The organism is Mycobacterium sp. E3298 (assembly GCF_001666895.1).
Classification (GTDB): domain Bacteria; phylum Actinomycetota; class Actinomycetes; order Mycobacteriales; family Mycobacteriaceae; genus Mycobacterium.
In genome coordinates, this window is sequence record NZ_LZJB01000332.1 from 1 (window position 1) to 10,463 (window position 10,463).

11 protein-coding genes are annotated in these 10,463 nt (G+C 71.1%); 6 read left to right on the forward strand and 5 right to left on the reverse strand.

Translation table 11 applies throughout. The features are described 5' to 3' along the window. The first annotated feature begins 206 nt into the window (after positions 1–206). Both A9X05_RS15535 and A9X05_RS15540 read left to right on the forward strand, forming a co-directional pair. Entirely contained in the window at positions 207–1,226 is a 1,020-nt protein-coding gene (locus A9X05_RS15535) for an NADP-dependent oxidoreductase (protein ID WP_067782504.1), read from the forward strand. A gap of 160 nt (positions 1,227–1,386) precedes the next feature. Next, a complete protein-coding gene (locus tag A9X05_RS15540; RefSeq protein ID WP_067754140.1) occupies positions 1,387–2,214 on the forward strand; it encodes a family 16 glycosylhydrolase in 828 nt (275 codons plus the stop codon). Here A9X05_RS15540 and A9X05_RS15545 read toward each other — a convergent pair whose 3' ends face one another. Together A9X05_RS15545 and A9X05_RS15550 are read right to left on the reverse strand one after the other, a co-directional pair. Further along, the gene (locus A9X05_RS15545; protein ID WP_067754136.1) at positions 2,215–3,732 is read right to left on the reverse strand and encodes a glycosyltransferase family 39 protein; all 1,518 of its coding nucleotides are present in this window, start codon (positions 3,730–3,732) and stop codon (positions 2,215–2,217) included. Between the two features lie 56 nt (positions 3,733–3,788). Next, a complete protein-coding gene (locus A9X05_RS15550; RefSeq protein WP_067269225.1) occupies positions 3,789–4,016 on the reverse strand; it encodes a hypothetical protein in 228 nt (75 codons plus the stop codon). Between the two features lie 109 nt (positions 4,017–4,125). Here A9X05_RS15550 and A9X05_RS15555 point away from each other — a divergent pair, with 109 nt between their 5' ends. The 3 genes from A9X05_RS15555 (at position 4,126) to A9X05_RS15565 (ending at position 5,847) form a co-directional block, all read left to right on the forward strand. Then, the gene (locus A9X05_RS15555; RefSeq protein ID WP_067754133.1) at positions 4,126–4,434 is read left to right on the forward strand and encodes a hypothetical protein; all 309 of its coding nucleotides are present in this window, start codon (positions 4,126–4,128) and stop codon (positions 4,432–4,434) included. A gap of 80 nt (positions 4,435–4,514) precedes the next feature. After that, positions 4,515–5,165: a GAP family protein gene (locus A9X05_RS15560; RefSeq protein WP_067754130.1), complete on the forward strand. Its 651-nt coding sequence runs from the start codon at positions 4,515–4,517 to the stop codon at positions 5,163–5,165. Positions 5,166–5,175: 10 nt separating this feature from the next. Beyond that, positions 5,176–5,847 (forward strand): GAP family protein, encoded by a 672-nt coding sequence (locus A9X05_RS15565; protein ID WP_067754147.1) that lies wholly within the window; start codon positions 5,176–5,178, stop codon positions 5,845–5,847. Here A9X05_RS15565 and A9X05_RS15570 read toward each other — a convergent pair. Continuing rightward, positions 5,823–6,608 (reverse strand): hypothetical protein, encoded by a 786-nt coding sequence (locus A9X05_RS15570; protein WP_067782498.1) that lies wholly within the window; start codon positions 6,606–6,608, stop codon positions 5,823–5,825. The genes A9X05_RS15565 and A9X05_RS15570 overlap by 25 nt on opposite strands. Before the next feature lie 28 nt (positions 6,609–6,636). Between A9X05_RS15570 and A9X05_RS15575 the strand changes: the two genes are divergently transcribed. Then, entirely contained in the window at positions 6,637–8,127 is a 1,491-nt protein-coding gene (locus A9X05_RS15575) for a bifunctional phosphatase PAP2/diacylglycerol kinase family protein (RefSeq protein ID WP_067754127.1), read from the forward strand. Here the strand turns inward: A9X05_RS15575 and A9X05_RS15580 are convergent. Together A9X05_RS15580 and A9X05_RS15585 are read right to left on the reverse strand one after the other, a co-directional pair. After that, on the reverse strand, positions 8,124–9,515 hold the full coding sequence (locus A9X05_RS15580; protein WP_067782501.1) for an FGGY family carbohydrate kinase: 1,392 nt from the start codon (positions 9,513–9,515) through the stop codon (positions 8,124–8,126). The genes A9X05_RS15575 and A9X05_RS15580 overlap by 4 nt on opposite strands. Beyond that, positions 9,512–10,463, reverse strand: a 952-nt coding sequence (locus tag A9X05_RS15585; protein WP_067782506.1) for a mannitol dehydrogenase family protein, incomplete at its 5' end; no start/stop codon positions are given. The genes A9X05_RS15585 and A9X05_RS15580, both read right to left, overlap by 4 nt.

A 10,463-nucleotide genomic window follows, 5' to 3' on the forward strand; every position in this document is an offset into this window, starting at 1 on the left:
CGGTTGAGCGCTCGGGGGGGGTAAGCCGGGCCGGACTGGTAGGCCTCGGCGGCGGGTTGCGCGCTGCTCGCTTCGGATGCCCGCGCCGCGTCGGCGAGCGGGCGTTCGAGTTCCCGGATCCGATCCTCCGGGTCGTCGTTTGCTGCCATGGGTTGAATATGCCATTCGCCCGGGCGATTTCGGCCGGTTCGGTAGTTTCTTGCATCGTGCCCGAGTTGCCGAACCGTCAGGTCCTCCTTCGCCGCCGCCCCACCGGCCTCGTTCAGCCGGGTGACACCGAGCTGGTCACCACGCCGGCGCCCGAGCCCGCGGAGGGCGAGGCGCTGCTGCGCACCACCTACGTCGGGATCGACGCCGCCGCCCGCACGTGGCTCGACGACCAGCCCAGCTACCTTCCGCCGGTGCAGATCGGCGAGGTGATCCGCGCCGCCGGGATCGGCGAGGTGGTCGCCTCGCGCTGCGACGCCTACGCCGTCGGTGACGTCGTCACCACCCTGACCGGCTTCTCCGACTACGCGATCATCCGCGACGACCTGTTCAGCACGCCCATCCCCGGTGAGGACGACCAGCTGGCGATCATGTCGGTGTACGGACCGACCGGCGCCACCGCGTATTTCGGGATGACCGACATCGGCCGGCCGAGGCCGGGCGAGACGGTCGTGGTCTCGGCGGCCGCCGGGGCCACCGGGTCGGTGGCCGGGCAGATCGCCAAGATCGCCGGCGCCCGGGTGGTCGGGATCGCCGGCGGACCCGAGAAATGCCGGGCCGTGGTCGAGGATTTCGGGTTCGACGCGTGCATCGACTACAAGAACGACAACCTGGCGGCGGCGCTCAAACAGCACTGCCCGAAGCGCGTCGACGTCTACTTCGACAACGTCGGCGGCCCCATCCTCAACGCGGTGCTGGGCCGGTTGGCCCCCCACGCGCGGGTCGTCCTGTGCGGGGTCATCTCCAGCTACCTCACCGGCGAGCATCCCGGTCCGGCCAACTACGTCAACCTGCTGTCCAAGACCGCGTTGATGCAGGGATTCAACGCCCTCGACCAGTGGGGACGCTTCGACGAGGCGTTCGCGGCGCTGCGGCGGTGGGAGGCTGAGGGCCGGCTCAAGCACAGGGAGACCATCTTCGACGGCATCGAGTCGTGCGTCGACGCGCTCAACGGACTGTTCACCGGGGTCAACATCGGCAAGACGCTGGTCAAGCTGAGCGAACCGTCCTCCCGCTGACCTGACCCGCGGTGTCTTCAGCACGCGAAAAGTCGCCGCCACGGCCCGGGTGTGGCATGCGTGGCACCCCGGCGCGTGGTTTCATAACACCGTTTGCAAAAGTTGCCTAGGGGTGGCGGGCTTGGGTCGAAACACGGCTTTCACGATTGGTGGGTTGTAGATGGATCGTCGCAGCATGATGTTGATCTCGGGGCTCGGCATGCTGGGGGCTGCGATGCGGTTGCCGGGCGCCTGGGCCGCCCCCTCCGCGCCGCAGGCACCACCCTCGGCCGGCGGCGGGCCCTACATCTTCGCCGACGAGTTCGACGGCCCCGCGGGCTCCCCGCCCGACCCCGGCAAGTGGACGATCCAGACCTGGCAGGACGACGTGTTCCCGCCCGTGGAGGGCATCTACCGCAACGACCGCCAGAACGTGTTCGTCGACGGGCACTCCAATCTCGTCCTGTGCGCCACCCACGACCTGCTGAGCAACACCTATTACAGCGGCAAGCTGCGCGGCAACTTCCGCAGCATGATCAACCAGACCTGGGAGGCGCGGATCAAGCTGGACTGCCTGTACCCGGGCCTGTGGCCGTCGTTCTGGGGCGTCAACGAGGACCCGCTGCCCGACGGCGAGGTGGACATCTTCGAGTGGTACGGCAACGGCAACTGGGCGCCGGGCACCACCGTCCACGCGGCGTCCAATGGCAAGACGTGGGAAGGCAAGTCGATCCCCGGCCTGGTCGACAGCAACTGGCACACCTGGCGAATGCACTGGGGCGAGGAGGGATTCGAATTCGCGCGGGACGGCGCCGAATACTTCAAGGTCCCCAACAAGCCCATCCACGTCGCCGGTGGCGCCCCCGACGATTTCCGGTGGCCGTTCAACATTCCCGGCTACTGGATGACGCCGATGTTCACGCTCGCCGTGGGCGGTGTCGGCGCCGGCGATCCGGCGGCGGGCACCTTCCCGGCGTCGATGCTGGTCGACTACATCCGCATCTGGTGACTAGCGCTGCGCTTTGAACACCTGAACCAAGTTGAATTGCCAGCGCTCGACGAGCCGGAAGCCCAGGTCGTGCGGGACCGCGAAGGCGGGGGTCGCCCCGTAGACCGGTCCGGGCGGGATCGCCGGACCGGCCTCGTGCGCCGGCTGTGACGGGTCGGCCTGGGTGATGATCCACACGATCCCGCACTGGCTCAACGGCCTCGCGACGACCTCGGGAATCAGGTTGGTGTCGAAGACGTCGTTGCGGTCGGTCGCCCGCTGCCACAGCGTGAGGTCGACCAGCTTGCGGTAGGCATCCGGGCGGGCCGCCAGCAACGGGCGCATCGGGGCAGGCATGAACGTCACCGTGTCGTTCACCAGCAGGCAATCGCCCGGTGCCGCCCGGGCGCTGATCAGATCGGCCACCTGGCTGTAGTCCATCCCGTACTTGGCATACGGATTACGCTGCGCCCGAACGTAATTGGGGGCAGCGGCGATGGCGAACAGGGCGACGAGGGCCGCCGTCAACCACGGCCGGACGCTCACCGCGGCGGTGCAGACGCCCAGGATCAGCGCCATGCCCGGCGCCGTGAACGAAAGGTAGCGCGGGGTGTAGATCGGGTGCACCAGCGCCGAGTAGGCCACGATCGCCGCGGTCGGCAGCGCGAGCCAGGCCGCCGCGAGGGCCAGCAGCTGCCCGTCGGACCGCGCCAACGGCGCGGACCTGCTGAGCCACAACACGATAGCCGCCGCGATCACCAGCGCCGACAGCACGGCGAACGGGGGGCTGCGTTCGAAATACTGTTGCACCACGACGTCTTCGAGCGTCCGGCGGCCGATCGGCGCGATCCAGCTGATTTGATGCGCCTGCCCCGCGACCGTCACCAAGAAGGGCGCCATGGCGCCGACCCCGAACGCCGCCGTGACGGCGAACCGCAGTAAAACCCCTCGCCCGCAACGGGATGCGACCAGCAGGACGACGTGCGCCGCGATCATCAGCGCGAGGTACACCTCCAGCGCGATCGACGCGGCCAGCGCTAGGCCGTAGGCCGCCCAGAGCCAACCGGTGTCGCGGCGCGCGGCGAGCACCAGCAGCACCGTCAGCCACACGGCGGCCATCATCGACAGCGCGTAGGGGCGGGCTTCGATGCCCGCCCACGTCGTGCGGGGCAGGACCGCGCAGAAGACGCCGGACGCCACCGCGACGGTGCGCGACGAAAACTGCCTGCCCAGCACCACAATTCCGGCGGCCGCGCCCCCGACGGCCAGGCCGCTCGGGGCGCGCGAGGAGAACTCGGTGGGCGGGAAGACCTGAAACCAGGCGTGCATCAGCAGGTAGTACAGGCCGTGCACGGCGTCGACGTTGCCGAGCATCCGCCACAGCTGGGCAAGCGAACGACTGTATGCGGCCGAGATGGTGGCGGCCTCGTCGTACCAGAACGACGGGCGGCCCGCGCCGCCCAGGCTCACCGCGACGGCGAGCAGCCCGACGAGCAGCGGGTCCAGCGCGGCCGACGGGCGGCGAAGCGGGTTCCGCACGCCGCTATGGTGCCAGAGCCCGATCGGGTTCCCGCCGCTGGTCGCCTACGCCCGCGTCAGTTGAGCAGCCACACGTGCCAGAAGCCGTCGGAGCCCTGGCGGCAGTCCCAATGGGTGTACAGGTGGTCGTTGTGCGTGATCTCGACGTTCGGGGCGTCCGCCTCGCAACCGGCCAGGCTCGAATAGTTGCCCTCGACCTCCACCTGGTCGGCACCGGCCACGCCCACCCCGGTGGTGAGCAACCCGGCCAAGGCCAATAGGCCAGCGGCACAAGCCATCTTCATCTGGGACCTCCCCTTGTTAGCTGAGCCGACTATATCCACCGGCCCGGCCGCGGGCTCGGAAACGGGAAACTCGGCGAACCGACCTCCCATTCGAACGTATGATCGATCGATGGGGCAGTTCGCGTCCATCGGGTACAACGGCCAGCCGGTCCGCAGCCCGTTCCGGGTGGTGCGGCCACCGCTCGCGGTCCTGGTGGACCTGACGGTGCTGTTCCCGCGCGAGCCGCACCGCTCCGGCCGGTACCAGCCCAACGGGCTGCAACTGCACAAGGTCGTCGAGGGACTGCTCAGCTGCTGGGGCCTCTGCGAGCAGGGCGACTGGTGGGGCCTGGTCACCTACCCGGTCGCCTACGGCTCGCAGCGCAAGACCGTCACGCACTGGGTGCCCGCCTGGACGCTGCGCCGAAAGCCGTTCTGAGGGCGGCGCTTACGCCGGACCCATGCGGGCGCGGCACCCCAATGCGATGATTGCTGCCCGTGGACGCAAGTTGGGGTTCGGTGCTGACCAAACTCGTCGCGCTGGCGGCGGTCATCGCGCTCTCGCCGATCACGGTGGTTCCGGCGGTCCTGGTTCTGCACGCGCCGCGGCCGCGGCCGGCCAGCCTCGCCTTCCTCACCGGGTGGGTGCTGGGCCTGGCGGCCCTCACCGCCGCGTTTGTCAGCGGTTCGGAGTTGCTCGGGGGCCTGCACAAGGCGCCGCCAACCTGGGCGTCGTGGGTGCGGGTGGTGCTGGGGTCCGCGCTGATCGCACTGGGCGGCTACCAATGGCTGACCCGGCATCGGCACGGCAGCATGCCGCGCTGGATGCGCTCGTTCTCCACACTCAGCCCAGCGCGTGCCGGCGTGACCGCGGCGGTGCTGGTGGTGCTGCGGCCCGAGGTGCTGATCATGTGCGCGGCGGCCGGCCTGGCCGTCGGCAGCAGCGGCCTCGACGCGGCCGGGAAGCTGGTGGCCGCCGCGGTGTTCGTCGTCATCGCCGCGTCAACCGTCGCCATCCCGATATTGGCGTATGCCGGCGCCGGCGACCGCCTCGACGATCCGCTGGAGCGCCTCAAAGTCTGGATGGAGGAGAACCACGCGACGCTGCTCGCGATAATCCTGGTCCTGATCGGTTTGATGGTGCTCTACAACGGGATTCACGCCCTGTAGATTGCTGCCCATGGCAGGTAGCTGGGGCACCGTGCTCACCGGGCTCGTTCCGCTTGGACTGGTCATCTCCCTCTCGCCGCTCACGGTCATCCCGGCGGTGCTGGTGCTGCAGGCGCCGCGGCCGCGGCCGACCGGCCTGGCGTTCCTGGCCGGCTGGGCGCTGACCCTTGCCGCGCTCACGGCGCTCGCCGTCACGGCCTCCCACCTGCTCGGCGGTCTCGACAAGTCGCCGCCGCGATGGTCGTCGTGGTTGCGCGTGGTGCTGGGTTCGGGGCTGATCGTGTACGGCATCTACAAATGGCTGAACCGGCACGGCGACACCGAGTCGCCGAAATGGATGCGCTCGTTCGCCACCATCACCCCCGCCCGGGCCGGGATCATGGGGGCGGTCCTGGCGGTGGTGCGGCCGGATGTGCTGCTCATCTGCGTCCCGGCCGGACTGGGCATCGGCACCGCCGGGCTCGGCCTCGCCGGTGACTGGTTGGCCGCCGCGTTCTTCGTCGCGATCGCCGCGTCCAGCGTCGCCATCCCGATATTGGCCTACGCGGCGGCCGGCAGCCGCCTCGACGACACGCTGGCGAGTCTCAAAGACTGGATGGACCGCAACAACGCCGCCCTGCTGGCGGCGGTCCTGGTCCTGATCGGTGCCATGGTGCTCTACCACGGGATCGACGCTCTATAGCCGCCGTCGGCCAGTCCCGCGTCCTCCTCGAGCCTGTTGATCGCGCCGAAGGCGTATTCGCGGACCAACTCTCGGCCGTAATCCCGCAGCATGCCCGCGTAGCCCTTCTCCGCCCATTGCCGGCAGTGCCGCTCCTCGTGGTGCAGCACGCGATCCAGGTCGAGGCGGGTCTGCACGGGCGTCCCGTCGGCGCGGACGTACCAGGCATGCCCGGACTCGACGATCCGGCGAAGCCATCCCGCGGGGTCGGTGACCGCGCCCACGTTGACCATGAAGATGTCACCCCAGGTGGTGCCGCCGCGCCGGCAGAATTGGCGCTGGATCCAGTTGCCGCCCAGGCCCATCAGGATGCCGTTCGGCGTCGCGACGAGCCGCCCGCCGTTGCGATCCACGAACCTGACGTCGCGGGTGTAGCTCCAGCCGTTCGCGTTCTGCCGCCGCATGATTCGTGTGATTTCTGCCGCGCCATACGGCGTCGGGGGGAAGTCGGTGCGGTGCGCCCCCTTCCTGCCGTAGCCGGTGCCCGCGTTCAGGACGTAGGTGCACAGCGTCGCCGCGCGGGCGTCGCCGCCGCCGATGCCGCGGGGCAGGAGGAAGAAGGACTTGCCGTCCGGGTCCCGAATCTCCGCCGTCTTCCCGAGCACCCGAAAGGTGTCCGGGGTGATGGCGTGTCGCCGGGCGATCTCCGCGACGACGTCCGGGGCCACGCCCCGCCGCGCGGCGTTGTCCCGCCATGCCTGGAAGTAGCCCGGTGCGTCCATGTCCGCCAACCAATTTAGGGTGTAGCGAATGAACAGGCGGCCCTGGCAACGCGCGCGCGGCATCAAACAAATCACCCAGGGGCTGGGCACCCTCGACCGGGAGCTCTTCGAGGCGATCGCCGAGACGGACACGCCGCTGCTGGACACGGTCATGCCGCCGCTGACCCGGGCCGCCGACAACTCCAAGCTGTGGTTCGCCATCGCCGCGGCGCTGACGGCGACCGGAAGTAAGAGCGCCCAGCGGGGCGCGGCGCGCGGCGTGGTGTCGCTCGCGGTCAGCAGCCTGGTCACCAACCAGGTCGCCAAACGCATCCGCCGCCGCCCGCGCCCCGGCTACGAGCTGGTGCCGCTGGTCAGGCAGGTCCGCCGGCGCCCGACGTCGAACTCCTTCCCGTCGGGGCACTCGGCGAGCGCCGCCGCGTTCGCCGTGGGGGTCGGTCTGGAGAACCCGATGCTCGGTTTCGGGCTGGCGCTGCTCGCCGGGCTGGTCGGGCTCTCGCGGGTGGTGACCGGCGCGCACTACCCGGGCGACGTCGTCGCCGGGTTCGGCATCGGGGCGGGCGTGGCGGTGCTGGGCGGCCGGCTCGTCCCGCCGATCGTCGAAACCGCACTGCCCAAGGCCGAACCGCTTCGCGTCCCGGCGCCCGAACGCCCCGACGGCGCCGGGGTGGTGCTCGTCATCAACCCCGAATCGGGCAGCGGCACCGGGTCCCGTGTCGTGGACGAGGTGCGCGACGCGCTGCCGAGGGCGGACATCCGCGAACTCGGCCCCGACGACGACCCGCAGCAGGTCCTGCGCGAGGCCGCCGAGCGCGCCGAGGTGCTCGCCGTCGGCGGCGGCGACGGCACGGTGGCGGCCGCGGCAGGAGTGGCTATCGAGACCGGGCTGCCGCTGGCCGTGTTCCCCGCCGGCACGTTCAACCACTTCGCGAAGGACATCGGCTGCGACACCGTGGCCAAGACCGTCGACGCGATCCGCTGGGGCAGCGTGGCGTGCGTGGACCTGGTGTGCCTCAACGAAAGTCAGATGGTCCTCAACACGGCGAGCATCGGCGCCTACCCGACCTTCGTGCAGCAGCGCGAGAAGCTGGAGAAGCGGATCGGCAAGCCGCTGGCCGGTCTCTACGCGATGTTGCACACCCTGCGCCGTGACGAGCCGGTCCGGATCTCCTACGACAACAAGACGCTGCTGACGTCGCTGTTCTTCCTCGGCAACTCGCTGTACCTGCCGACCGGGTTCGCCCCGTCGCGGCGGACCCGGATGGACGACGGCCTGATCGACGTCCGGATGCTCGAGGCGGGACGTCGGTGGTGGCGGACCAGGATCCTGACCGCGCTCGCGCTGGGGCGGCTGGAGCGCAGCCCGCTGTATCACGAGCTGCAGGTGCCGGAGTTCGCGTTCACCGCCGTCGACGGCCCGACGGTCATCGCGTGCGACGGCGAGGTGGGCGACGAATACGAGAAGGCCAGCTTCTCCGCGAAATACCGGGTGCTGCCGGTGTTCCGCCCCTGCGACTAGGCCCCCTCGGTCAGGTTCCGCACCCGCGCGTAGCGCTCGTGCACCTCCGGCGTGGGGTCGGCGGTGTACTCCTCGGTTCCGGGTCGGGCCCACGCGGGCGGTCGCGCCGATCCGCTCAGCGCCCAGGCCGCCTGCCGCGCCGCCCCCAGCGCGACGTACTGCCCCGGCGCGGGCACCGAGACGGGTACGCCGAACACCGCGGGGGCGATGACGCGCAGGGCCCGCGACCCCGCGCCGCCACCGATCAGCAGGATGCGCCGCGCGACCACGCCGTGCGCGGCCAGGTGGGCGAGTCCGTCGGCGAGCCCGCACAGCAGCCCTTCCACCGCGGCCCGGGCCAGGTTGGCCGGCGCGGCGTTCGCGACACGCAGGCCGTGCAGCGCGCCGGAGGCGTTGGGGCGGTTGGGCGTTCGCTCACCCTCCAGGTAGGGCACCAGGACCAGCCCGGCGCTGCCCGGCGGCGCGGACAGCGCGAGCTCCGACAGGCCGTCGTGGTCGACCCCCAGCATGGCGGCGGCCGCGTCCAGCACCCGGGCGGCGTTGAGCGTGCACACCAGCGGGAGGTAGCGGCCGGTGCCGTCGGCGAACCCGGCGACAAAGCCCGCGTCGTCGCGGACCGGGCCGGCGGTCACCGCGGCCACCACGCCCGATGTCCCGACCGACACGATGACGTCGCCCTCGTCGGCGTCGAGGCCGAGCGCCGCGGCGGCGTTGTCGCCGAGACCCGCGCCGAATGTGGTTGTGCCGCTGCAGGTTGCGTTCGACGGGCCCAGCACGGCGGGCAGGCGCGGGCGGCGGCCCCGCATGGCCAGCTCGAGCAGGTCGACGCGGTAGGAGCCGCCCGCCGCGTCGTAATAGCCCGTCCCGCTGGCGTCGCTGCGGTCGGTGGTCAGCGCCGCGATGTCGGTGTCCCCGCGCAACCGCCAGCTCAGCCAGTCGTGCGGCAGGCAGACGGCCGCCGTGCGGTCGGCGTGCCCCGGCTCGTGGTCGGCGAGCCAGCGCAGCTTGGCCACCGTGATCGCGGCCAGCGGCACCACGCCGACGGCCCGGGCCCACGCCCCCGCGCCGCCGAGCTCGTCGGTGAGCGCGCGCGCCGCGTCGGCCGAACGCACGTCGTTCCACAGCAGCGCCGGCCGCACCACCTCGCCCCTCGCGTCGAGACACACCATGCCGTGCTGCTGCGCCCCGACCCCGATCGCCTCCACGCCGTCCAGGCCGCCCGCGGACGCAATCGCCGCGCGGGCGGCGGATTCCCATGCGGCGGGGTCGATCTCGGTCCCGCCCGGATGGTCGGCCCGCCCCTCGCGGACCACCTCACCCGTCGCGGCGTCGCAGATCAGCACCTTGCAGGACTGCGTCGAGGAGTCGACGCCGGCGACCAGCGTCATTCGCGGGCCTCGACGAGTGCCCGGAGCGTGGCCCGCGCGCCGCTGCGGTGCAGGGAGTCCAGCGTCCACAGGTAGGGCTCGACGAAGCGGGGCTGGTCGACGAGGTCGCCGAACACCGCCCGGTTGGCGAGGAACGCGGTCGGGTCGTCGCGCTGGGAACGGGCTATGGGGACGAGCGTGCCGGCGAGCCGGTCCACCACCTCGATCGGCCGACCGTCTTCGTCGACGCCCTCGGCGTAGCGCGCCCAGCTGGCCACGATCGCAGCGGACACCCCGACCGGCCCGCCGCGTCGCAGGTTGTCGGCGACCACGGGCAGCAGCCACTTGGTGATGCGTTCCGACGAGTCGGCGCACAGCCTGGCGACCGTGTCGCGCACGTGGGCGTTGCCGAAGCGGGGGAGGAGCCCGTCCTTGAAGTCGGCCAGTCCGGGGACGGGGGTGAGGGTCGGCATCGCCTCGTATTCCCAATAGCGGTGCAGGAATTCGGCGATCAGCGGGTCACGGGCGGCCTCGTGCACCAGCCGGTACCCGGCCAGGTACCCGAAGTAGCACAGGCCCTGGTGGCCCGCGTTGAGTAGCCGCAGCTTCATCGCCTCATACGGCGCCACGTCGTCGACCAGCTGGACTCCCGCCTTGTCCAGCGGCGGCCGGCCGTCGGCGAAGTCGTCCTGGAGCACCCACATGGCGAATGGCTCGGCGACCACCGGCCAGGCGTCGCGCACGCCGAATTCGGTGTGCAGCCGCTCGATCGCGGCCGGCGTGGTGGCCGGGGTGATCCGGTCGACCATCGAGTTGGGGAACTTGGTGTGCTCGCGCATCCACCGTGCGAGTGCGGGACTGTGCCGCTCGGCGTACGACGTGAACACGTCCCGCGCCACGCTCCCGTTCTCGACGATGTTGTCGCACGACACGATCGTGGGGGAGGGCAGGTCGCGTTCGCGGCGCCGG

Coding starts and splice junctions, on each gene's coding strand:
- A9X05_RS15540 (WP_067754140.1), top strand. CDS start 1,387: ATGGATCGTCGCAGCATGATGTTGATCTCGGGGCTCGGCATGCTGGGG.
- A9X05_RS15550 (WP_067269225.1), bottom strand. CDS start 4,016: ATGAAGATGGCTTGTGCCGCTGGCCTATTGGCCTTGGCCGGGTTGCTC.
- A9X05_RS15555 (WP_067754133.1), top strand. CDS start 4,126: ATGGGGCAGTTCGCGTCCATCGGGTACAACGGCCAGCCGGTCCGCAGC.
- A9X05_RS15565 (WP_067754147.1), top strand. CDS start 5,176: ATGGCAGGTAGCTGGGGCACCGTGCTCACCGGGCTCGTTCCGCTTGGA.
- A9X05_RS15570 (WP_067782498.1), bottom strand. CDS start 6,608: ATGGACGCACCGGGCTACTTCCAGGCATGGCGGGACAACGCCGCGCGG.
- A9X05_RS15575 (WP_067754127.1), top strand. CDS start 6,637: ATGAACAGGCGGCCCTGGCAACGCGCGCGCGGCATCAAACAAATCACC.
- A9X05_RS15580 (WP_067782501.1), bottom strand. CDS start 9,515: ATGACGCTGGTCGCCGGCGTCGACTCCTCGACGCAGTCCTGCAAGGTG.